This is a genomic window from Natronomonas pharaonis DSM 2160 (genome assembly GCF_000026045.1).
GTDB lineage: Archaea > Halobacteriota > Halobacteria > Halobacteriales > Haloarculaceae > Natronomonas > Natronomonas pharaonis.
Genome location: NC_007426.1, coordinates 1201867 through 1222825, shown reverse-complemented (window position 1 = coordinate 1222825; position 20959 = coordinate 1201867). Strand labels below are relative to the sequence as shown.

The following is a 20959-nucleotide window of genomic DNA, read 5'->3' as shown; positions in this document are numbered from 1 at the left end:
GGAGTATGACCTTTCGCGACGGGACACTCGTCGATTGGCACGCGTGGGGCGAAGAACCGTTCGCCCGCGCCGACCGCGAGAAGACGCCGATACTCTGTTCGCTGACCGCGCCGTGGTGTGACTGGTGTCACCGGATGGACGAGGAGGTCTACTCGGACCCGAAGCTCGCCGCCAACATCGGCGAGAGCTTCATTCCGGTACGGGTCAACGTCGACGAACACCCGCGCGTCCGCGAGCGATACAACATGGGCGGGTTCCCGACGACGGTTTTTCTGACGCCAGACGGCGAAGTGCTCTCGGGGGCGACGTATCTCGGCCGCGACGGCTTCCGGCAGGTCCTCGACAGCGTCCGCGAATCGTGGGACGCAAAGGGCGGGGCTGCTGGCCGCGTGCCACGGTCGCTGTCCGACGACGACCGGCCGGCTGGCGAGGTAACGGCCGCCATCGAGGCGCACATGGTCGAACAGGTGGCTGCGTCCTTCGACGACGAGTTCGGCGGCTGGGGCACGGGCGCGAAGTTCCCGCTGCCACGGACCGTCTCGTTTGCGCTCAAGCGGGACCGCGAGCGGGCAACGCGGACGCTGGAGGCGATTCGAACCCACCTGCTCGACACCTACGACGGCGGCTTCTATCGGTTCGCCGAAACCCGAAGCTGGGGCGAGCCACACCGTGAAAAGCTCGTCGACGAAAACGCCGCGCTCGTCTCGACGTTCGCCCACGGCTACCTCTATACGGGCGAGGAGGCCTACCTGCAAAGCGCCGAGCGGACCGTCGACTATCTCACGACGACCGCATGGGCCGGCGAGGCGTTTGCTGGCAGCCAGGCCGCAAGCGACTACTACACGCTGGAGCCGACAGAGCGCGAGAATGCCGAACCGCCCCACGTCGACGAGACAGTGTTTGCCGACCGCAATGGGATGGCCGCCGAGGCGCTTTTTGAGATTGCAGCGCTCACCGACGACGACAGCCCGGCACGGTACGCCGAGCGCGCCCTCGACCACGTCCTCGAGACGCTCGTCGACGACGGCCACGTCAGCCACTTTGCAGACGATGCAAGCGAGACCGGACTGTTGGCCGACCATGCCCGGCTGCTGGCTGGGCTAACGACCGCTGCGCAGGTAACCGGCCCTGACGGCTGGCTGGAGCCGGCCCGGGCCATCGCTGACGACGCCATCGACCGCCTCAAGACGGCCGACGGCTCCTTCCGTGACGGCGACCCGACCGGAGCCGGATTGCTCGGCCGACCGCTGTATCCGCTAGAGACGAACGCCGAGTTCGCCGACGCGCTGCTCGATTTGTGGGGGCTCACCGGCGATGACCGCTACATGACGGCCGCGACCGACGCAATCGCAGCCTTCGCAGGAGCCTACGAACGAATGGGCGTCGAGGTCGCCCAGTATGCGACCGCGGCGGCACGTGCCCACTACGACCCGGTCGTCGTTCGGACGCCGCCGGCCGGCAGCGACCTCCATCGGGCGGCGCTCCGGATCGCCGACCATGAAAAGGTCGTCGTGCCGGAAGACCGGGAGACAGCCGTCGTCGTCCGAAGCGGCGAAACGAGCGCGCCGGCGGAAGCCCCCGACGAGCTCCTCGACCGCGCGGCGTCGGGGCCGGCACCCTAAGGCAGTCGACAGAGCCTGTTGTACGCAAGCACAGTAGCGAGCAGAACGACTGGAAACAGGCCGTTCGACCGCTCGTACCTCCGCATAGCCGACAACAACTCAAACATTGCCTAAACTCCCGATGCGTTTATACCATCGGCCCGTGAACGGGGACTAATGGCAAGTCTCAGAGACCTCGGGCTCTCGGAGTACGAAGCCCGTGCATACCGCGCGCTCCTGAAGACCGGGCCGACGACGGCAAAGGAGTTGTCCCGTGTCAGCGATGTCCCGATGGGCCGCATCTACGACGTGCTGAACAGCATCGAGCAGTACAACCTCGTCCGCTCGCAGTCGGCCTCGCGGCCGAAAAAATACGTCGCCGTCGAGCCGTCGACGGCGCTCGACCGGCTGCTGGAGGATAAAAAGCGCGAACTCGACGAAAAGGCAAACCAATACGAGAGCATCGTCGACGAACTCAGCGGCGAGTTGGAAACCGCCGAGCCAGTAGAGGACACCTTCTGGACCGCCGCTGTCGGGCCGGACGAGACGGTCGACCTGCTGATGGAACGCATTTCAGCGGCCGACTCCGAGGTGGTTATGGTGCTTTCCAGCTACATCGAGCAGTTCTTCGACATCGATACGGTCGGAACGCTCATTCTCGACGAGCTCACCGATGCGATGGACCGCGGCGTCGACGTCCGACTCCTGATGCGGCCGGAGGTCATGTCCGTGCTGCCCGAGTCTATCGGCGAGCGCTACCGGACCTCGTTGACCGAAAACGAGCGGTTCACCGTCTGCATCAGCGAGGATGTCACGGGAACGTTCACGCTCATCGACGACAACGAAGTAACCATCGAGGTCCCGCATCCGCTGAAGAACCGAGAGGTCTTTGCCATGATAGACCTCAAAGACCGGGAATTCGCCCAGAGCGTCCGCAGCGAGTTCGAACCGCGGTGGGAGCAGGCCGAAGAGCTCACCTTCTGACTGCCCTTTTCGTATTTCCGAGGGCACCAAAACACAAATTACGCCCCCGTGTAAACCTCTAGCACAGAGCCTTGATGGACGCAGAGACCCTGGCGTCGCTGCTCGACCACAGTCAGGCAAAAATTGTCGTTATCGACGAGGCAGGGACCTATCAGTACGCCAACGACGCGGTGTCGCGGCTGCTGGGGTACGACCCCGATGCGTTCGTCGGCCTGAACACCTTCGAGTGCATGCACCCCGACGACCGGCCGGAGATGGAGGCGCGCTTTGAGTCACTCCGTTCGGCTCCTGAAGGCGCGTCCGAGACAGTCGAGTACCGTCATCGGAGCGCTGATGGTGGGTGGGTGTGGCTCGAAACACGCCTGTCGAACCGGAAGCTGCCGGATTTCGACGGCTACGTCGCCAGCTCCCACGACATCTCCGAGCGGAAGCGCGCCGAGCGACAGCGTAACGAACTCCGGACGCGGCTGGAGGAGTTGACCGCCAACACGAACGACGTGCTCTGGACGGTCTCGGCTGACTGGGACGAGATGCTGTTTGTCAACGATGCCTACGAGGACATCTGGGGGCAACCAACGGCGGAGGTTCGAGAAAACCCCGAGCGGTTCCTCGATGGCATCCGTCCCAAGGACAGGTCGAAGGCCCGGGATGGGATGGAGCGCCTCGCCGGCGGCGAGTCGGTCGAGATGGAGTACTGGGTCGACCCGAGTGTCTCGTTCCGTCGTCGCGTCTGGGTTCGCGCCGAACCCATCTTTGAGGACGGTGATGTTGTCCGGATTGTCGGGACGGCACGGGACGTGACAGACCGCTATCGCCGCCAGCGGCAGCTTCGGGTGCTTGACGATTTACTCCGACACAACATCCGGAACACGATGAACATCGTACTCGGCCACGCGGAACTCATCCAGAGAGGGGCACACCCGGACGCCCCATCCGGCATGGGAACAGTCATCGATTCTGCGACGGACCTCCTGAACACCGCCGAGAAAGGACGCGAGGTCGTTGAGGTCCTCTCGGGGGCCAACGAAACGGTGACTGTCGACATTGCTGATTGCGTGTCAACGGCGGTCGAAAACGCGCGGGAACGCTATCCGGAGGTTCCTATCAAGTTGCGACAGCCGTCAACTGCCGTTGCTGAGGCCATCCCCAAAATCAACCAAGCGGTTGCGGAGCTGCTAGAAAACGCCATCCAGCACGCCGACGGTGCCGCGGAGGTGACGGCTGTCGTTGAGTGTCAGGGGGAAAGAATCACCATCAACATCATCGACAACGGACCACCGATACCCGAAAACGAAATCCGACCGCTGTTTACCGAGGCTGACCTCTCGGCTATTAACCACGGAACCGGGCTCGGGCTGTGGCTGGTGTATTGGGTCGCCGACCTCTCTGACGGGGAGCTCACATTCGGCCGGCGCGCTGACGGCGAGGGGAACGTCGTTACGCTATCGTTGCCACAGGCCGAACGCTAGTCGCGGACTTCCCGGCGAAGCTGCCCGAACTCGGCGACGCGCTCGGCGTGGGCGTTGTGCTGGTGAATCGATTCGTCGTTGGATTGTTCCATCCGGACGATTGTGTCATCCGGAAGGTCGGGGTACTCCTCAAGAAGCCCGTTTGCCATCGAGCGAACGCAGTCTTCGACGAACTTCGCGTCGCTGTGGCTCTCGAAGGTCATATGGTCTTCGTCGGGGCGCTTTGCGAGATTGTAGATGCGGGCGCTCATCGAGTCGCGGGCAATGTCGATAAGCGTCCGCAGGTCGACATCGGGGTCGCCGCTGGTCTCGACTGTCAGCGTGGCGTGGCCGCGCTGGGAGTGGCCGGGCTGAGGGACCTCCTCGAGGAAGGCGTCAATGGTGTCGCGGTCGACATCGAGTCCTTCGAGGACATCACGGGCGCGGGATTCGCTCATCCCCTGTGAACAGGGACAGACCGTCATGCCGACGACGTGGCAGCCGATTTCTTCGCGGGTGTTGCCGTCCTCGTCGGCGGTCGCCGAGGCGATGATGTCGGCGGTCGCCTGCGTCGGTCGGTCGGTCGCCGGCGTCTCCTCGCGAATCATATACTCGGCCTCCATGCGGACCTCGGCCTGTGTCGTGTAGTCGTGTTTCTCGATGAGTCGCTCGGCGACATCGCCACAGACATCCTCGACGCTAAGGGCGGGCTCGGAGACAGCCTCTTCGAGCATTTCGTCGACAACTTCCATGTTCCGGCTCATGTCGGCCCCCTTCCGCCAGCTCGGGAGGTCGACGAAGACATCGAACTCGGCCATCAGCACGATGGGGCGGTCGTTCGGGCGGTGGAGTTTGACGAGCTTTTCGACGCCGGTGACGCCGACACGGGAAAGCCCGACGCTCACGTCCGGGCTCGACGCCTGTACGTCCGGCAGCTGTTGGCTCATTGGCAATAGGGAGGCTCGCAGCCCCATTATGGCTTTTGGAAGTGGCAGCCCGCGGCTTCAATCGAGCTTGTCGAGCGCCGTAAAGAATTCGAGTTTCGGTCCGGCGATACGGACCGGGTCAGCGGCGACTGCAAGCGTTATTTCGGCGGGCGGCGCAACCTGTGAACGCGTCCGGCCGTCGGCGGCGACGACGGCGTGGTCAGCCCCGTCGACATGGACGGTGATAGTCCGGTCTGTCGGGACCGCAAGCGACGGCATCGACGACTCGGCGCACATCTCGGTGACCACGAAGGCGGACACATCGGGATGGACGATAGGACCGCCCTCACTGAGGTTGTACGCTGTCGAGCCGGTCGGCGTCGAGACGAGTACGCCGTCGGCGCGGCCCGACGAGTAGCCCTCGCCATTGACGCGAACGTCGATGTCAAGACCGTTGTCGCGGCCGCGCTGTGGCCCCAGTACCGCGACCTCGTTGACTGCGGCCGGTAGGGACAGTCCGGGGCCGGTTGCCTGCAGCTGTGGTAGCTCCTGTAGCTCCGCGTCGCCCGCCTGCATCCGTTCGACGACGCCAGCGACGGTTTCGACACACTCCTCCGGGGAAACGGCGTTCAGAAAGCCGACCTCGCCGAGGTTAACGCCGAGGACGGGGGTCGGTGACACCTCGCGCGCGGCAAACAGGAACGTGCCGTCGCCTCCAATAGAGACAACCAAGTCACAGGCCGAAAGCGACGTGACATCGGTCCCATTCGCGTCGAGTTCGTCGGCCGTGAGATTGTCGAGCGTAACGGGAACGTCGACGTGTCGTCGGATGCGGTCGGCGAGCTCGACGGCACGCGGCGTCTCCCGCTTGGCAACGATGCCCAACTCCATTGTCCCTCCGTTGGCTGCCCCGTGACTAAAAGCCCCCCGGAGCCGGCTGCGGGTCAGTGGGGCGGTCATCAACGGTCGGCGTCCACCGGCTGACTGTTCGGCAACAGAGCGGACAACATTAACAATGGAGGCCGTTAACTGTCGGTATGCGCGAGCCGAGCGCGGGTGGACAATGAGCGACGACGACTGGTTCGAGCAGGACACCGAGGATAGCCCCGACGATGGTCCAAGCACCGACGACTTCGAGAGCGCCTTCGACGGCGAAATCGGGGGCGACGGGCCAAGCACCGATGACTTCGAAAGTGCCTTCGATGCCGGGAGCGGCGGCAGCGAGGAGTTCGACGAGGAGTTTGATTCCGACATCCCCCGCATCGACCTCGGCATCAACGGCCTCGACAACATGATTCAGGGCGGCGTTCCCGAGCGGTCGCTGATGGTCGTGATGGGCTCTGCCGGGACCGGGAAGACGACGTTCGGGCTGCAGTTCCTCAACGAGGGCATCGAAAACGGCGAACGCGGCGTCTACATCACACTTGAGGAGACAAAAGACGCCGTCCGCAGAGCCGCCACCGAGAAGGGCTGGCCGTTCGACGAGTACATGGCCGAGAACAAGCTCGCTGTCGTTGACCTCGACCCCATCGAGATGGCGAACAGCCTCACGTCCATTCGCGGAGACCTGCCGCGGCTTATCGACGCCTTCGGGGCCGAGCGACTGGTTCTCGACTCGGTGTCGTTGCTGGAGATGATGTACGACGAGCAGTCGGCCCGCCGGACAGAGGTCTTTGATTTCACGAAAGCGCTGAAGTCTGCCGGCATTAGCACAATGGTCACAAGCGAGGTCAGCGACACCGACTCCTACACCTCGAAATACGGCATCATCGAGTATCTGACGGACGCCGTCTTCGTCCTCCAATACGTTCGTTCCGACTTCAAGGAAACCAGACTGGCCGTCGAGATACAGAAGATACGGAACGCCAACCACTCCCGGGAGACAAAGCCCTACGAGATTACCAGCGACGGCATCTCCGTCTACCAGCAGGCGAGCATCTTCTGACAGCGTCCGGTCGCGCTCGGCTTCAATCGGCTTATTAGGCCCGGCCCCCGTGCTGTGACATGCGCGATATTTTCGAACGTCGGGACGGCGATGCCGCCGGCCGTATCGGCGAGCTGTCCGTTCCGCGGGCAGGCACCACCGTCGAGACACCGGCGCTTTTGCCGGTCGTCAACCCACATATCCGGACGATAGCCCCGGCAGAGCTGGAATCGACGTTCGGGGCACAGATTCTCATCACTAACGGGTATATCCTCTACGGCAGCGACGAATACCGTGAACGCGCCCTTGCGGACGGACTACACGACCTCTTCGATTTCTCGGGGGCCATCATGACCGACTCGGGCTCGTTTCAGCTCTCCGAGTACGGCGAGATATCGGTCACAAACGAGGAGATACTCCGGTTCCAGCGCGACATCGGCTCCGACATCGGCACTCCGGTCGATATCCCGACGCCGCCGGAAGCCAGCCGCGAGCAGACGGCTGCCGACCTCGAAACGACAAAGGCGCGGCTCGAAGCGGCTGAGACGGTTGACACCGGCGAGATGCTGGTCAACGCACCGGTGCAGGGCGGCACCTACCCGGACCTCCGTGAGGAGGCGGCCGAACACGCCTACGGGACGACTCTCGATGTCTTCCCCGTTGGGGCCGTCGTGCCGCTGATGAACAGCTACCGGTACGGAGATATGATTGAGGCCATTCTCGGAGCGAAGCGAGGACTCGGCGCGGACGCTCCGGTCCATCTGTTCGGAGCCGGCCATCCGATGATGTTCGCACTGGCAGTCGCCGCCGGCTGCGACCTGTTTGACTCGGCCGCTTACGCGCTGTATGCCCGCGACGACCGCTATCTCACCGTCGCTGGCACCGACCACCTCGATGACCTCGAATATCTGCCTTGCTCGTGTCCGGTCTGTGCTGACCACACGCCGGCAGAGCTACAAGCCGAAGACGACACCGAACGCGAGCGGCTGCTGGCCCGACACAACCTCCACGTCAGCTTCCAGGAACTGCGGACGATAAAGCAGGCCATCAAGAAGGGCAACCTCCTTGAGCTCGTCGAGCGGCGCGCTCGCGGCCACCCTGCGATGGTCGACGGCTACCGGGCGCTGCTGGAGGCGGCCGACCAACTCGAACGCGACGACCCCGTCTCCAAAGGGTCGTTCTTCTATCTCTCCGGTGAGTCGGCGCGCCGACCGGAGGTCAAACGGCATCACGACCGGCTCAGCCGGCTGTCCGTCGACGGCGACCGCGTGCTCCTGTCGGAGGGCGGCGACAACAGCCGGTTCGACGAGACCTGGCGGCTGCAGCCGCCTTTCGGTCCGTTTCCGCCGGCACTGTCTGACAGCTACCCCTTGACCGCCGAACTCCCCGAGCGGCTCGATGACCGGGCCTACGAGGCCGCCGCCAAGGGCGTCCGCCGGCTCGTCGACGACCATCCCGAGACCGAGTTCGCCGTCGCACACTGGGGCTGGCCGGACGCGGCGCTCGATTCGCTACCCGACGGGGTGGAGCTGCTGCGTTTAGGTGCAGACAGCGACCACCCGGAACGAGACAGCGCCCAGTCGGACATGGACGGCGACGAACCGAAGGAGGATTACCCGCCCGGCGAGGACGAAAACGCATGACCGAGTATTTCGAGATTCACGGCCGCGACTGCGCCGCCCGCCGGGGCGAGTTGCGGCTCGACGAGTCGCGCCGGACGCCGGCCGCTGTCGACGACATCGTTACCGACGCTGGGAGCCTCTGGCATGCCGACCAGTCTGTCCCGGACGGCGACGAATCGGCGCTGACTGTCTTGCCTCACCGGGCGCTGCCCCCCGGCACCGATGAGACGGTCGCCGAAGCGTTCGAGACTGACCAGCCGAACGTATCCTCCCCCAGCGCGGCCGTCGTCTCGCCGGAGACGGCCAACGACTACGGGACCGACGCCTACGTGCTGGCCGGTGCACCGGGCTACGTCGGGCATGCAGCGGCGTTTGTCGAGGCCGTTGTGGCTGTCCGAGAGGCAATCCCCGACGACGCCGCGCTCTACCTCTCCGGTGTGGCGACGCCGGCCAACGTCGCGACGCTCGTCTACGCCGGTGTCGACCTCGTCGACGAGAAACGGGCGCGAGCGCGCGGTCTGGAGGGGTTTTACCTGACGACCGACGGCGAGGCCTTTCTCGAAGACCTCGAAGAACTCCCGTGTGCCTGTCCGGCCTGTCAGGGCGGACGCGAGGCGTTTACCCGAAGCGACTGCGCCGACCACAACGCCGCAATGCTCCGGGCGGAGCTGTCGCGGGTCAGAACGCGAATCAGCGACGGCCGCCTCCGCGATTACATCGAGGGGCAGGCTCGCCACGAAGCGTGGTTGACGGCGGCGTTCCGGCGACTCGACCAGCAGTACAGCTACATCGAAGAACGGACGCCAGTCTTCCGGCGAGGCGAGCTACTGGCAGCCAGCGACGACGCCCTCCGGCGGCCAGAGATTCAGCGATTCGCCGACCGGGTTACGAGCCGCTACGAGCGGCGGCTTGAGGCTCCACTCGTCTTGGTGCCGTGCTCGGCCCGGAAACCCTACAGTGAATCCCAGAGCCACGAGCAGTTCATGCGGGCCATCCAGTATCGCGGCCACGTCGTCTCGATGACCTCGCCCATCGGCGTTGTCCCGAACGAGCTAGAGACGACCTATCCGGCACAGCACTACGACAGCGTCGTCACCGGCCGGTGGACGGAGACGGAAATCGACTTCGTCGCCTCCGTTCTCGAACGCTACCTCGAGCGGGCCAACTACGACCGCCACATCGCCCATGTGACCGGCGACGGCTATCGGGATATCTGCGAGCGGGTCGAAGACAGCCTCGGTATCAGCTTCGAGTACACGGCGACCGACCACCCGACGACCGGCGAGTCGCTCTCGGCGCTTTCGGAGGCGCTCTCCGGCGAGGACGCCTATCGGAAGGAGACCCGCGAGGCGGCAACGGTGCGGGCTATCGCCGACTATCAATTCGGCCCCGGAGCGGGCGATGCGGTGTTCGGCCCCGGCATCGAGACCGGTGGCAGATACCCCTCGCTGCGGGTGACCGACGCCGACGGCACGCAACTGGCGGCGATGGTCCCCCAGTACGGGACGCTCTCGCTGTCGATGGCCGGCGCGCGGGCGTGGCAGGAAAGCGATGTCCCGACGAAGACGGTCACTATCGATGCCTTCGTCCCCAGCGGTAGCGTGCTCGCACCGGGCGTTCTCGACGCTGACGGGTCGATTCGCCCCGGCGACGAGGTCGTCTTCGAGGGACCGAAGGCGGTCGGCGTGGGCCGGGCGGCAGCCCACGGCCGTGCGATGGCAGAATCGACTCGCGGTGTCGCCGTCGATGTTCGACACTGTGAAGAAAAACAGTAGCGCCGCCGAACACTTTTTTCACCAGCGTCCGAAATGAGGATAGTGCCCTCAGCACTCGGTGCTGTCAAGCTCCTCATCGCACTCCTGTTCGTGCTCATCGGCACGGTCAGCCTTGCGTTCGCGGGCGGCGTTGTCGGGACTGGCATCGGACCAGTTGACGACGCCGGTGACGCTGTCGTTGCTGCCGCCGGGTCGGCAGGCGAAGCCGTCGATGAGGCACTCTCAGCGCCGCCGGCAGCAGATATTGAGCCAGCGGTTGCAGACGAGGTCCGTGAGACGCGGGCCGAGCATGGCCAATCAGATATTCGGTCCTCAGACCTACTTCAGACAGCCGCACAGGAGCACTAGCGGGTCAGCTTTTTTATCGGCGGCTGCCACCAACCAGCATGGACGAGATACAGCTCGGCGTCCCACAGCCGCTCGTCGAGTCGCTGCCGGACGACGACGGCGCAGCCGCACAGGACATGCACAGGGCAATCGAGGGATACAACGCCCGTCTCGAGCGGCTCATTGAGGCGGCTGCCGACGAGGGCGAGGCGGCCGAGGCGATACTCGACCTCGTCGAGCACTTCGAGGACCGCATCGAACGGTTCCACGCCTTCGTCCCGGAGCTACGGGCGTGGGGACAGTCGCCCATCTACGCCATCGCTTGGCGGAATCTGTATGCCGACTGCATCGAACAGCTCTACGAACACGACTGGCTGGCCGCCCAGCTGGACCGCGAGCGGAACGCGCGGCTCGTCGAGGACGGCATCCGCCTGTCCGATTTATAGGGCCAGCGGTCGAAGGACGGGTATGCAGCTTGCACTCCGGTTCTTTGCGACGTTCCGTGAGGCCGTCGGGACGAAAGAAATCGAACGGACATTCGATGCGGAAGCGACCGTCGGCGACGTTCTCGCGGCTGTCGAAGACGAGTTCCCCGAGCTTGCCGGCGACATCCTCGACGACGATGGCGACATCCAGCCGCATTTGACCGTCCTGCGGAACGGCCGGGAGGTCGTCCACCTCGATGGCACTGCGACGGAGCTTTCCGACGGCGACCGGTTGAGCATTTTTCCACCGGTCGCGGGCGGATAGATGGAGGAAACACGCACGTTCCGCGGTATCTCGAAGCGGCTGGCGATTTCGTATCTCGAAGGGCTCGGCGGCGAGCACAACGGTGAGAGCCGCGTTGAGGGCGACGGCTGGGCGGCAACGCTCGATGCCCGGACCGTGTCGCCGGCAGGGTCGATACGGCTCTCCGAGGTCGAAATCCGCTTCGAGGGCGACCGCGACGAGCTCGACCCCGTCATCGAGGCCTTCGAGCGGAAGGCGGTCAGGGCGGGCGGTTGATGAGCGGGGACCCACTTGACGGCAACGCCCTCGTACTCGCGGCCGCAAAAGCGTCTGTTTCCGGCGAGCAGCTTCCGAAGCTCGTCGATGACGCCCAGTCGCGGCTCGCGGACCGCCGCGATGCGTACCGCCGTCGCTACGAGTGTGTCCACGACGACGACGACCGGACCGTTTTTCTCGTCGAGGAGGGCCACTGGCAGACGCTCGGCGATGAATGGGGTCTCGACGACCAGGCGTGGCGAGCGCTCCGCCGCGCCCATCGTGAACAGCTCGGACAGCTCGCTGGCGACCTCGACCGGCGACAGGAGTTCGATGCGGCGTTGGAGCTGCGAGAGGTCGTCGTCATCGGTACAGAACAGTCAGTACCGGGTTAGTTCCCGTTCGAGCACGAAGTCGGGCGCATCAGCGGCTGCAACGCCGACGGCGGCCGCATCGGAGATATGCCGCGGCGTCTCGGGGACCAGCAGCCGCGTTCGGTCTGCGCCTGCGGCAGCTGCATCACGAGCGACAGCGGCCGAAAGCGCCGAAAGCGCCTCGGCGTCGTTCCACGCGCCGACGCCGTATTCGGCGCGGCTGACCGATTCGCCGTCATCGGTTTCTTCGTCGGTCGTTCGCACTCGGTAGGAGACACCTCTAATGTGGTCGTCATCGGCGACGACGAGCGGGCGTTCGACGGCCGCCAGCCGCTCGCGTGTCAGCTCCGCCAGCGCCCACGGTTCGTCGGTGTCGAGTCCGAGCCCGTACAGGCGTCGGCAGGCGTCGCTACGGCGGTAGCCGCGCCACGCTGCGTCGGGGGTACTGTCGACAGCCAGCCCGCAGTCGGCGTCGGCATCCGGTGTCGGCTCCAGCCAGCGGAACGACGCCAGCGGCTCGAAGCCGACAGACCGGGAGAGCCCAAGGCCCGCCTCGTTCCACGAAAACACCATGTTTCGGCAGACGGTCGCGCCGGCGTCTGCTGCCCACTCGAAGACCCCCGTAACGAGTCGGCGGGCGATGTCGCGGCCGCGGTACTCCGGGTCGACGCGCATCCCCTGTGCCCACGCCTCGTCTTCGGAGAGCAACACGCCCTGACAAAGCCCGACCGGACGGTCCTCGACGGTCGCTACGAGCGTCCGCTGGGTGGGACCGTCGGATGCGACCCACTCGTCGAAGACGTCGGGGATGTAGTCGCCGTCCAGCCGCTGCCACGTGTCGGCAGTGAACGCGGCGACGGCTTCGTAGTCGTCGGCTTGGGCCGGTCGGACAGCAATATCGGCCATCAGGTCCAGGGTGTCGACCGCTCCTGTAGCTCGCCGGCAAGCGGACGCTGCATTGCCTCGGCGACGCTGTCGGCGTGTTCGAGCGCCCACATCAGCTTGACGTAGGCGGTCGCCGGGAGCGTGTCGCCGGCTTCAATGACACCCGCATCAAGCAGGTCTCGGCCGGTGTCGTAGACGCGGTCGCAGACGCGGCCCTCGATACACTGACTCGTCATCACGACGGTTGTCCCATCGTCGGTTAGCTCGTCGATACGGGCTATCCAGTCAGTGTTGACGTGGCCGAGGCCCGTCCCCTCGATGACGAGGCCGTCCGCGCCCTCGGCGACAGCAAGCCGGTCGGCATCGGTTCCGGGAACGAACGTGACGAGTTCGACATCCGTGTTCAGCTCGCCCTGGAGCCGCGGGTCCGCGTCGCCGCGGTCGGCGACCGGGCGGCGGAATGACACATCGCCGGTTTCCCAGTCGACGTTGCCGAGCGGCTCCGCGCCGACCGTCTCAAAGGCGTCCCGGCGCGACGTGTGGTTCTTCCGGACGCGGGTGCCACGGTGGAGAGCGCAGTTGTCGTCCGATTCGGTCGCATGCATGCAGACCAGCACCTCCGAGTGGTCTGCGGTCGCAGCCTCGACGGCACAGACAGCGTTCATCACGTTGTCCGAGGAAGGGCGGTCGGCGGAGCGCTGGCTGCCGGTGAAGACGACGGGGACCGGCGTATCAAGCATGAACGACAGCGCAGCGGCGGTGTACTGCATCGTGTCGGTGCCGTGCATCACGACGACGCCGTCCGCGCCGGCTTCGATCTCTTCGCGGACCGCCTCGGCGAGCTCCTGCCAGACCTCCGGCGTCATATTCTCAGAGAGGATGTTCGCGACGACGCGGCCGCGGTAGTTGGCGCGGCCGGCGAGTTCGGGGACGGCGCGGAGGACGTCCTCAGCGTCGAACTGGGCCGTTACCGCACCGGTGCGGTAGTCGACAGTCGAAGCGATTGTGCCGCCTGTCGAGATGAGCGACACCGTCGGCAAGTCGTCTTCGAAGGTAATCTCGGACGTTCCTTCGGCGGTCTGGGCCTCAGCAACGTCGTAGGTGTCGGTCTCCAGTACCTCTGTGTCGGCGTCGGCGCGGTCGATGCCGACGTTGTAGCCACCGTCAAGCTTGACGACGAGGTGTTCGTCGGTCGTCGAGGGCATGAGCACGCCCTCGTAGGTAACGTCGGCACGGTCGACGCGGACGCGGTCCCCGGGGTTCATACCAGCCGGTACCGCGCGGGCGGACTTGAAAGCCTCCCTTCGCGGCGACATGAGACCGACTGGGAAAGACCGATACCGCTGGCGTCCTACAAGGCAACTATGAGCCGCGACCGGACCACGACCCGCGACCGCTCGGGGGATGTCAGCGAAGAGTCGCTGGAGTTCGGCACCGGCGATGCGCTCGGCGACGCCGGCGGGGCAGAAACGCCCGAAACCACCGACGCCGACCGCACCGACGCCGGACTCACCGGCCGGGCGAAGTCGAAGGCGACGTCGCTTTTCTCCCCGCGGTCGTTCCTCATCGCGTTCGCGCTGATTGCGGTCGGCCTCTTTGCGACGAGTACGTTCCTGCCGCTTCCGGGGGCCGGGCTGGTCGGCGTCTTCGCGGCGGCGTTCCTGTTCGGCTTCGTCGTCAACGAACGGCGGTACGCCGAGGTGGCTGCCGCGGGGGGCGGTGCGGTCGCGGCGAGTACGTTCCTCGATTTCGCGGTCGTTGCGGTGCTCGGCGGCTTCGGGATTTCGCTGACTATCCTCGGCGGCCTCGGGGGCGCGGCTGCCGGCCTTCTCGGAGCGTACTTCGGCCGCGACCTCAGGGACGGGCTGACGAGAGAAATATAGCGCGGCGGCATCCAGCGGCCTGTATCAGACGTTGAGCCGCCACTGGTCGCCGTCGCGTTCGACGACGCCGTGGGCTGCTAGCCCCTCCAGCGCGTCGGCGACGACGTCCGGCGGTGCATCGACCCGCTGTGCGAGCCGGTCTGGGGGCTCGGGACCGGTCGCGAGACCGCGGAGGAGCTCGGCGTAGAAACGGCCGTCGACGCCGTCGAAATGGTCGCTGATGCGGTCGAGCGTCTCTGTGAGACGGCCCTGTACCCACCGCTGGGCCATCGAGAGTTCGTTTTCCAGCCGTTCGAGCTGTTCGAGGTCGGCCGCGAGCCCCGCGAGGTCCGCGTTCGGTGGCTGGTCGGCATCACCGGGAGAATCACTGTCGGATGCGCCGTCGGCCACATCGGCTGGGGGACTGTCGGATGCGCCGGCAGCGTCGGTTCTTATATCTGTGTCTTCAGTCTCCTCTTCGCTGTTCAGTTCGGCCGCCGCCTGCGTGGCCCGCTCGACGTGCAGCGAGACGTGCTTCCAAGACGTGATATCGAGGTTCGGCGACGCCGAGTAGGCGCTTTTCGTGCCGAAATCGTACGGGGTCACGTTGACCTCCAACCGGAGATTCCGGGCGATAGAGAAGTACTTTCGGCGGCCGTCGTCGACGTGTGATTCGACGAGGCCGGCTTCCTCGAGCTTCCGGAGGTGGTCGATGACCGCCTTCGGGCTGACGCCGAGGTAATCACTGATCTCTGTCACGTAACAGGGCCGCCGCGCCAGTAGCCGCAGGATGCGTCTACGGTTTTCGTTTCCGAGGAGGTCCAGCAGTGCGGCGGAGTCCATCACCTACCAGTTCGGTCCGAGAGGGAAAAAGGGTGACGCGACCCGGCGCGGCCAGACCAGCTATGCGGGCGGACCGCCGGGCCGGTCGCCGGGCTGGCCGTCACTCGGTCCGTCGGGAGTGAAATCGGCGTGATTGTCGCGGGCGTCAGGGTCCGCGTCGGACCGTTCGTCCGGTGTCGACTCAGCAGCCGAACCCCCGCCGGGGCCACCACGCTCTGCTGGGCCGCCACGTGCCTCCTCGTCAGTTCCCGGCCCCCTATCGCCGGCTCCAGGGCCTGCGCTGTCGCCATCCGAGGGGCCGCGCTCTCCGGGCGGGCCACGGTCATCCGGCGGCCCAGCGAGTCCGCGGGCGAGTTCGGCTACTTCCGGGCCTCGAAGCCGGCTGGCGTTCGCCCGGAGTTCGTCGAGCGACTCGGCGTCGACACCTGCGTCGGCTGCGGACCGCTTGGTGTGGTTCACTGAGCGCTCGATTCCGCTTGCACCCGCGTCGATGCGGGCAGCGAGAGAGCGGTTACGAACGGTTGGCTCCGCACCGAGTGTCGCGCGTCGGTCGGCGAGCCGCTGGAAACGGTCCTGAAGGTGCTGGCGGCGCTGCTCGACGAGCGCCTCCCGTTCGGCCCGGTCTTCAGCACGGTCGAACGCGGTCTCGAACATGCCGTCGTCAACGTCTCGTTCGGTCGCCGCGTCGGTCGTCTGCATGAAGGCGGATATTTCCGCGCCGACGGAGGCGTTCTCTGAAACTGACTGTGCGGCGGTCGGGGCAGCGGCGAACCCCCCGAGCGCGATTGCCCCCGCCAGCAGTATGGCGAGTACCCCAACGCGGAGTGCGGTCCCACTCATTGCTACTGACTCCGCTAGCGAATATATAAAAACCCGACCACCGTTCGGACCGTTCAGGACCGTTTATATCCGTTAAATCCGACGACTGCGGGGGAGCTATGCGGCAGAAGGGCTGAAAGACCGGCAGCCGGGGTGACATAAAAAGTCGACTCGCACGGCGATGAAAGTGACACGGCAAACGCTTATGTGTGACAATATCTAACACACATGTAGCGGCATGTTTGAACAGTTCTCAAGCGGCTACTACCTCGGGCGGCTCTACGTTGAGCCGTACGGCGGTGACCACGCCGTGATGCATCGGAACCACCACGAGCAGGTAAACGAGCAGCTCTACGACGGGAAAGAGGCCCCCCTCGTGATGAAAATCGGGTCGGCACACGTACCGGTTCACAGCGCCGACGATGTCCCTGGCCGAACCGTTGGCCTCCCGGAATCGGCCCTTTCGGCGGCCGGCGTCGAGAATCCGCCAACGCTCCAAGAAGTGCTGCTGGCGAAAGCCGACCGCGCAAAGCAACTGCTCGGCTTGGCTCCCGACTCGCCGGCACGGCCGGACGGAGCGGCGGACGGCCCCGCGGGATTTTAGGCGGCGCGGGCCGTCGGTCCGCCGATGCTCGACGACATTCTCGGCCGGACGGAGCTCAAAGAGCAAATCGCCGAACTCGAAGACGAGCGGGACCGGCTGGCGGCCCAGCTGGAGGCCGAAAGCGAGCGTCGTGCCGACGCAGTCAGCGAAAAGCAGGCCGCACAGGAGCGGATAAACCGGCTCGAAGACCGTATCGCTGACCTCGAAGGGAAGCTCCAGCAGGAATCCGAGTCGGCTGAAATCGGGTTCCGTCGTAAAGAAACACTCCACGGAAAACGGCGCGATGCCGTGCTCTCGCGGGTAGAATCATTCGAGGCGAAGCCCGAGGGTGTGCTGACCGCGTACGTCGATGACGACGTGCCGGATGAACTCGCCGAGCAGCTCGGCGACCGGACGCCGCTGGTCCGGCGGGCAGCCCCGTGTCTCGTCTGTGTCGACGACGCCGGGGTGCTCGCAACCGCGCTCCGACCGCCGGTCGCGCCGGAACCGTTCGTCGAATGGGCTGGTCGGCCGACGGTTGAGCGGTCGTGGTTTGTACCGACCGGCCGGCACGCGCTCGCTGTCGTCCGGTCGGACATCTTTGCCGTTGGAGTCTACGAGGGCGACGAGCGAGTCGACATCAGGACGGTTACGAGCAACGTTAAAAGCGACCACTCGAAGGGCGGCTTTTCACAGTCGCGCTTCGAGCGCATCCGCGACGAACAGATACAAAAGCACATAAAGAAAGCGTCGGCAGCACTCGACGACATCGACGCCGAGCGTCGCTACGTCGTCGGTGACCGCCGGCTAATCGGCGAATTCGATGCCGACGCCACGGCGGCGGTCAACGCGACCGGCAAGCCCAAGCCGGCGCTTGAAGACGCCGTCAGGGAGTTTTGGTCCGTCCGACTCTACGGTCTTTAAGTACACCCACCGGCTGTGGTGAGATATGCGAGTCGCAATTCTTGCCCACGAGCAGTTCCCCGGCCGAGCCAAAACCGCGGTTGGAGTCCTCCGGTACGGTACCGACGACGTCGTCGCTGTTCTCGACCGCGAGCGTGCCGGCACAGCTGTCGGCGACCATCTCGACGATATTGACGCGGAAATACCGGTCGTGGCGTCGGCTGCCGACGCGCCCGACTTCGACGCGCTGTACATCGGTATCGCGCCCATCGGCGGCGGCTTCGATGCGTCGTGGCGGCCGGACGTTCGGACAGCTATCGAGCGCGGTGCCGATGTCGTCTCCGGGCTGCACTATTTCCTCTCCGACGACCAGGAGTTCACGTCACTGGCCGATGAATACGGCGTCGAACTCCGCGATGTCCGACAGCCTCCTGCGGACCTCACTGTTGCCGACGGTATCGCCCGGGACCTCGATGCGGAAATCGTGCTGACGGTCGGCACCGACTGCTCGACCGGCAAGATGACGACGACGCTGGAACTCGTTGAGGCGGCTCGTGAGGCCGGCCTTGATGCCGGCTTCGTCCCGACCGGCCAGACGGGGATTATGATTGCCGGCGATGGCATTCCGATAGACCGCACCATCAGCGACTTTACCGCCGGGGCCGCAGAGCGGCTGGTCGCGACAGCGGCCGAGGACCACGATTACCTCTTCGTCGAGGGGCAGGGCTCGATTCTGCATCCGGCCTACTCGCCTGTTACCTGCGGGCTGCTTCACGGAACACAGCCCGATTGGCTGGTGCTGTGCCATGAGGCCGGCCGCAAGCGGGTGCACGGCTACGAGGACTTCGCCATCCCTGAACCGTCGGCGGTTGCCGACCAGTACCTGTCGCTTGCGGAACCCGTCGCCCCGACAACGCTGCTTGGGGGGGCACTGAATACGTCCCATCTCGACGGCGGAGCGGCCGAGACAGCTATCGACGACTACGCCGACGAACTCGGCGTCCCGGTGGTCGACCCGGTTCGACAGTCGGCGGCACCGATTGTCGAACAGCTATGAAGGCCAGCATCGAACGCGTCGAGCTACCGCTGGAGACGCCGTTTACCATCTCCCGTGGGACGAAGCGGACAGTCGAGAACCTTATCGTTGTCATCAAGCACAATGGTTCGACCGGCTACGGCGCGGCAGCCCCCGCCCGGTATTACGGCGAAACGGCGGATACCGTCGCGGCACTGCTACCGGAGCTACTCGACGCTGTCGAGTCTATCGGCGACCCACACGCCCGAAACCAGGTACACGAGCGGATGGCGACTGTCGCCGGCGATAATCCGGCGGCGAAGGCTGCTGTCGATACCGCACTATGGGATTTGGCGGGGAAACTGCTCGGCGAGCCGGTCTATCGGCTGCTGGGGCTTTCCGCGTCGGCCTCGTGTCCACCGACTTCGTACACTGTCGGGCTGGACGACCCGGAGACAATGGCCGAGCGAGCCAAAGCGGCTGTTGATGCTGGGTATCCGGTGTTGAAGCTGAAGCTCGGCTCCGAGCGCGACCGCGACATCGTACGCTCGGTGCGGGAAATCGCCCCCGAAGCAACGATACGCGTCGACGCGAACGAAGCGTGGACACCATCTGCGGCCGTCCGAAACTGCAAAGCCCTCGCCGACTACGGCGTCGAGTTCGTCGAACAGCCTGTTGCAGCCGGTAACGCCGAAGGGCTGCGGCGGGTCTACGAGCAGTCGCCGCTGCCCATCGCCGCCGACGAATCGTGCGTTGTTGCCGGTGATATTCCGGCCGTTGCCGACAGTTGCGACATCGTCAACCTGAAGCTGATGAAGACCGGCGGATTGACGCCGGCTGTCGAGGCGATTTACACGGCTCGTGCCCACGGACTCGACGTGATGTGTGGGTGCATGGTCGAGACGAACGCCTCGATTGCCGCAGCGGCACAGCTGTTGCCGCTGCTCTCGTATGCTGACCTTGATGGGTCGTTACTGCTCGATTCGGACCCCTACGAGGGGGTCTCCGTCTCCGACGGTCGGTTCGACCTCGGAGCGGTCGACTGCGGAACCGGCGTGGCCCCGCGGTAGCGGGGCATCCCGAGGCTACTATACGTCTGCTCTCTCACCACCGAGGTATGCTCATCACGCTGGAAGGCATCGACGGCAGCGGCAAGTCGACGGCCCACGCGGCACTGCGTGAGCGGCTCACCGCCGAGGAGACGACCTTTACCCGCGAGCCGACCGACTCGTGGTACGGCTCGGCGGTCGAACGCTCGATAGGCGACGCCGACGCCGACCCGCTCGCGGAGCTGTTTCTCTACACCGCCGACCATGCCGACCACCTCTCCCGGGTCGTCCGGCCAGCGCTCGAAGCCGGCGAACCCGTCGTCTCGGACCGGTATTCGGATTCCCGCTACGCCTATCAGGGCGCGACACTGGAGGGTGTCATCGACGAGCCGATGGCCTATGTCAAGCGAGTCCACGAGCCGTTTACTCGACCGCCGGATGCGACGCTGTACTTTGATGTCCCGCCGACAGTCGGGGCCGAACGGGCCGGCGCGACGAACAAGTTCGAGGCCGCAGACTACCTCGAATCGGTGCGTGAAAACTACGAGCGCCTTATCGAGGCCGAGCCGGAGCGGTTCCACCGAATCGATGCCACGCAGTCTGAATCGGCTGTTGTCGAGGCGGCCGTCGAGACGGTCGAAACGCTTCTCAGCCGATAAAGCCGTCCGTCGTCCACTCGGCGTGCTCTCCGTCGTCCGGCTCCAGCGACACCGGAGCGCTCACGAGAACGAACGCACACTCCTCGTCGTCGTTCCGTATCTGCCTCGTCGCCTCGGGCGGAATCCAGACGGCGTCGCCGGTCTCCATCTCGACGGGTTCGTCATCGATGACGACAGTTGCCTCTCCCTCGATGAGGACGTAAATCTCCTCGTGGTCGTTGTCCGCGTGGTCGTGGGGGCGGCTGTTCCAGTTCGGCTCACAGCGAGCGACGGTGACGCCGACGCGCTCGCTGTCGAGCGGCTCCCGGAGGAAGTGCATGCCGCCGGAGACCGGCTCGATGTCGTCGTAGTTAACGTGTTTGTACTCGGCCATACC

The 20959-nt window shown here is 65.3% G+C and carries 24 protein-coding genes; 17 read left to right on the top strand and 7 right to left on the bottom strand.

Annotation, left to right across the window (positions count from 1 at the left end):
• The first annotated feature begins 5 nt into the window (after positions 1-5).
• The 3 genes from NP_RS06225 to NP_RS06215 all read left to right on the top strand — a co-directional run bounded on the left by NP_RS06225 (position 6) and on the right by NP_RS06215 (position 4054).
• Entirely contained in the window at positions 6-1622 is a 1617-nt protein-coding gene (locus NP_RS06225; RefSeq protein ID WP_011322977.1) for a DUF255 domain-containing protein, read from the top strand.
• A 156-nt stretch (positions 1623-1778) separates the two neighbouring features.
• A complete protein-coding gene (locus NP_RS06220; protein ID WP_011322976.1) occupies positions 1779-2585 on the top strand; it encodes a TrmB family transcriptional regulator in 807 nt (268 codons plus the stop codon).
• Between the two features lie 74 nt (positions 2586-2659).
• Entirely contained in the window at positions 2660-4054 is a 1395-nt protein-coding gene (locus tag NP_RS06215) for a PAS domain-containing sensor histidine kinase (RefSeq protein WP_011322975.1), read from the top strand.
• On the opposite strand, the gene mptA is transcribed toward NP_RS06215, so the two are convergent.
• Both mptA and NP_RS06205 read right to left on the bottom strand, forming a co-directional pair.
• Complete coding sequence (mptA, locus tag NP_RS06210; protein WP_011322974.1) at positions 4051-4980, bottom strand: GTP cyclohydrolase MptA; 930 nt, start codon at positions 4978-4980, stop codon at positions 4051-4053. The two genes, NP_RS06215 and mptA, sit on opposite strands and share 4 nt — an antisense overlap.
• 57 nt (positions 4981-5037) lie before the next feature.
• Positions 5038-5850, bottom strand: a complete 813-nt coding sequence (locus NP_RS06205; protein WP_011322973.1) for an NAD(+)/NADH kinase — start codon at positions 5848-5850, stop codon at positions 5038-5040.
• 124 nt (positions 5851-5974) lie between these two features.
• On the opposite strand from NP_RS06205, the gene NP_RS06200 reads away from it, so the two are divergent.
• From NP_RS06200 to NP_RS06165, 8 genes are read left to right on the top strand one after another with little or no spacing between them, the layout of a single operon-like run.
• Positions 5975-6904, top strand: a complete 930-nt coding sequence (locus NP_RS06200) for a KaiC domain-containing protein (RefSeq protein ID WP_011322972.1) — start codon at positions 5975-5977, stop codon at positions 6902-6904.
• 59 nt (positions 6905-6963) lie between these two features.
• Positions 6964-8526, top strand: a complete 1563-nt coding sequence (tgtA, locus tag NP_RS06195; protein WP_011322971.1) for a tRNA guanosine(15) transglycosylase TgtA — start codon at positions 6964-6966, stop codon at positions 8524-8526.
• A complete protein-coding gene (arcS, locus tag NP_RS06190) occupies positions 8523-10280 on the top strand; it encodes an archaeosine synthase subunit alpha (protein ID WP_011322970.1) in 1758 nt (585 codons plus the stop codon). The genes tgtA and arcS overlap by 4 nt, the downstream gene beginning before the upstream one ends.
• A 42-nt stretch (positions 10281-10322) precedes the next feature.
• Positions 10323-10628, top strand: coding sequence for a hypothetical protein (locus NP_RS06185; RefSeq protein ID WP_049939533.1), 306 nt, complete (start codon positions 10323-10325; stop codon positions 10626-10628).
• A gap of 38 nt (positions 10629-10666) precedes the next feature.
• Entirely contained in the window at positions 10667-11053 is a 387-nt protein-coding gene (locus NP_RS06180) for a hypothetical protein (RefSeq protein ID WP_011322968.1), read from the top strand.
• Positions 11054-11075: 22 nt separating this feature from the next.
• Positions 11076-11357 (top strand): ubiquitin-like small modifier protein 1, encoded by a 282-nt coding sequence (locus NP_RS06175; RefSeq protein WP_011322967.1) that lies wholly within the window; start codon positions 11076-11078, stop codon positions 11355-11357.
• Positions 11358-11612 carry a hypothetical protein gene (locus tag NP_RS06170; RefSeq protein ID WP_011322966.1) on the top strand — a complete coding sequence of 85 codons (255 nt, stop codon included), beginning with the start codon at positions 11358-11360 and terminating at the stop codon, positions 11610-11612.
• Complete coding sequence (locus NP_RS06165) at positions 11612-11986, top strand: hypothetical protein (RefSeq protein WP_011322965.1); 375 nt, start codon at positions 11612-11614, stop codon at positions 11984-11986. Before NP_RS06170 ends, NP_RS06165 begins: the two co-directional genes overlap by 1 nt.
• Here NP_RS06165 and NP_RS06160 read toward each other — a convergent pair.
• Together NP_RS06160 and gatD are read right to left on the bottom strand one after the other, a co-directional pair.
• The gene (locus NP_RS06160) at positions 11972-12871 is read right to left on the bottom strand and encodes a GNAT family N-acetyltransferase (RefSeq protein ID WP_011322964.1); all 900 of its coding nucleotides are present in this window, start codon (positions 12869-12871) and stop codon (positions 11972-11974) included. The two genes, NP_RS06165 and NP_RS06160, sit on opposite strands and share 15 nt — an antisense overlap.
• Positions 12871-14115, bottom strand: a complete 1245-nt coding sequence (gatD, locus tag NP_RS06155) for a Glu-tRNA(Gln) amidotransferase subunit GatD (RefSeq protein ID WP_011322963.1) — start codon at positions 14113-14115, stop codon at positions 12871-12873. Before gatD ends, NP_RS06160 begins: the two co-directional genes overlap by 1 nt.
• A gap of 99 nt (positions 14116-14214) precedes the next feature.
• Between gatD and NP_RS06150 the strand changes: the two genes are divergently transcribed.
• Positions 14215-14733 (top strand): hypothetical protein, encoded by a 519-nt coding sequence (locus NP_RS06150; protein WP_049939532.1) that lies wholly within the window; start codon positions 14215-14217, stop codon positions 14731-14733.
• Between the two features lie 24 nt (positions 14734-14757).
• Here the strand turns inward: NP_RS06150 and NP_RS06145 are convergent, their stop codons facing one another.
• Complete coding sequence (locus NP_RS06145; RefSeq protein ID WP_011322962.1) at positions 14758-15555, bottom strand: ArsR/SmtB family transcription factor; 798 nt, start codon at positions 15553-15555, stop codon at positions 14758-14760.
• 60 nt (positions 15556-15615) lie between these two features.
• A complete protein-coding gene (locus tag NP_RS06140) occupies positions 15616-16395 on the bottom strand; it encodes a hypothetical protein (RefSeq protein ID WP_011322961.1) in 780 nt (259 codons plus the stop codon).
• A 217-nt stretch (positions 16396-16612) separates the two neighbouring features.
• Here NP_RS06140 and NP_RS06135 point away from each other — a divergent pair, with 217 nt between their 5' ends.
• From NP_RS06135 to tmk, 5 genes are read left to right on the top strand one after another with little or no spacing between them, the layout of a single operon-like run.
• Entirely contained in the window at positions 16613-16978 is a 366-nt protein-coding gene (locus NP_RS06135) for a DUF5802 family protein (protein WP_011322960.1), read from the top strand.
• Positions 16979-17002: 24 nt separating this feature from the next.
• Positions 17003-17881 (top strand): Vms1/Ankzf1 family peptidyl-tRNA hydrolase, encoded by an 879-nt coding sequence (locus NP_RS06130; protein ID WP_011322959.1) that lies wholly within the window; start codon positions 17003-17005, stop codon positions 17879-17881.
• 25 nt (positions 17882-17906) lie between these two features.
• Positions 17907-18917: a DUF1611 domain-containing protein gene (locus NP_RS06125; protein WP_011322958.1), complete on the top strand. Its 1011-nt coding sequence runs from the start codon at positions 17907-17909 to the stop codon at positions 18915-18917.
• Positions 18914-19945 (top strand): dipeptide epimerase, encoded by a 1032-nt coding sequence (locus NP_RS06120; protein WP_011322957.1) that lies wholly within the window; start codon positions 18914-18916, stop codon positions 19943-19945. The genes NP_RS06125 and NP_RS06120 overlap by 4 nt, the downstream gene beginning before the upstream one ends.
• A gap of 47 nt (positions 19946-19992) precedes the next feature.
• Entirely contained in the window at positions 19993-20583 is a 591-nt protein-coding gene (tmk, locus tag NP_RS06115; protein ID WP_011322956.1) for a dTMP kinase, read from the top strand.
• On the opposite strand, the gene NP_RS06110 is transcribed toward tmk, so the two are convergent.
• Positions 20573-20956, bottom strand: coding sequence for a cupin domain-containing protein (locus NP_RS06110; protein ID WP_011322955.1), 384 nt, complete (start codon positions 20954-20956; stop codon positions 20573-20575). The genes tmk and NP_RS06110 overlap by 11 nt on opposite strands.
• Positions 20957-20959 lie beyond the last annotated feature (3 nt).

What these genes read in the sequence shown, in the direction of transcription:
- NP_RS06120 (WP_011322957.1), top strand. Translation starts at nt 18,914, where the DNA reads ATGAAGGCCAGCATCGAACGCGTCGAGCTACCGCTGGAGACGCCGTTT.
- NP_RS06165 (WP_011322965.1), top strand. Translation starts at nt 11,612, where the DNA reads ATGAGCGGGGACCCACTTGACGGCAACGCCCTCGTACTCGCGGCCGCA.
- NP_RS06170 (WP_011322966.1), top strand. Translation starts at nt 11,358, where the DNA reads ATGGAGGAAACACGCACGTTCCGCGGTATCTCGAAGCGGCTGGCGATT.
- NP_RS06145 (WP_011322962.1), bottom strand. Translation starts at nt 15,555, where the DNA reads ATGGACTCCGCCGCACTGCTGGACCTCCTCGGAAACGAAAACCGTAGA.
- NP_RS06175 (WP_011322967.1), top strand. Translation starts at nt 11,076, where the DNA reads ATGCAGCTTGCACTCCGGTTCTTTGCGACGTTCCGTGAGGCCGTCGGG.
- arcS (WP_011322970.1), top strand. Translation starts at nt 8,523, where the DNA reads ATGACCGAGTATTTCGAGATTCACGGCCGCGACTGCGCCGCCCGCCGG.
- tgtA (WP_011322971.1), top strand. Translation starts at nt 6,964, where the DNA reads ATGCGCGATATTTTCGAACGTCGGGACGGCGATGCCGCCGGCCGTATC.
- mptA (WP_011322974.1), bottom strand. Translation starts at nt 4,980, where the DNA reads ATGAGCCAACAGCTGCCGGACGTACAGGCGTCGAGCCCGGACGTGAGC.
- NP_RS06200 (WP_011322972.1), top strand. Translation starts at nt 5,975, where the DNA reads ATGGAGGCCGTTAACTGTCGGTATGCGCGAGCCGAGCGCGGGTGGACA.
- NP_RS06215 (WP_011322975.1), top strand. Translation starts at nt 2,660, where the DNA reads ATGGACGCAGAGACCCTGGCGTCGCTGCTCGACCACAGTCAGGCAAAA.
- NP_RS06140 (WP_011322961.1), bottom strand. Translation starts at nt 16,395, where the DNA reads ATGAGTGGGACCGCACTCCGCGTTGGGGTACTCGCCATACTGCTGGCG.
- NP_RS06180 (WP_011322968.1), top strand. Translation starts at nt 10,667, where the DNA reads ATGGACGAGATACAGCTCGGCGTCCCACAGCCGCTCGTCGAGTCGCTG.
- NP_RS06125 (WP_011322958.1), top strand. Translation starts at nt 17,907, where the DNA reads ATGCGAGTCGCAATTCTTGCCCACGAGCAGTTCCCCGGCCGAGCCAAA.
- NP_RS06160 (WP_011322964.1), bottom strand. Translation starts at nt 12,871, where the DNA reads ATGGCCGATATTGCTGTCCGACCGGCCCAAGCCGACGACTACGAAGCC.
- NP_RS06130 (WP_011322959.1), top strand. Translation starts at nt 17,003, where the DNA reads ATGCTCGACGACATTCTCGGCCGGACGGAGCTCAAAGAGCAAATCGCC.
- tmk (WP_011322956.1), top strand. Translation starts at nt 19,993, where the DNA reads ATGCTCATCACGCTGGAAGGCATCGACGGCAGCGGCAAGTCGACGGCC.
- NP_RS06135 (WP_011322960.1), top strand. Translation starts at nt 16,613, where the DNA reads ATGTTTGAACAGTTCTCAAGCGGCTACTACCTCGGGCGGCTCTACGTT.
- NP_RS06225 (WP_011322977.1), top strand. Translation starts at nt 6, where the DNA reads ATGACCTTTCGCGACGGGACACTCGTCGATTGGCACGCGTGGGGCGAA.
- NP_RS06220 (WP_011322976.1), top strand. Translation starts at nt 1,779, where the DNA reads ATGGCAAGTCTCAGAGACCTCGGGCTCTCGGAGTACGAAGCCCGTGCA.
- NP_RS06110 (WP_011322955.1), bottom strand. Translation starts at nt 20,956, where the DNA reads ATGGCCGAGTACAAACACGTTAACTACGACGACATCGAGCCGGTCTCC.
- NP_RS06150 (WP_049939532.1), top strand. Translation starts at nt 14,215, where the DNA reads ATGAGCCGCGACCGGACCACGACCCGCGACCGCTCGGGGGATGTCAGC.
- gatD (WP_011322963.1), bottom strand. Translation starts at nt 14,115, where the DNA reads ATGAACCCCGGGGACCGCGTCCGCGTCGACCGTGCCGACGTTACCTAC.
- NP_RS06205 (WP_011322973.1), bottom strand. Translation starts at nt 5,850, where the DNA reads ATGGAGTTGGGCATCGTTGCCAAGCGGGAGACGCCGCGTGCCGTCGAG.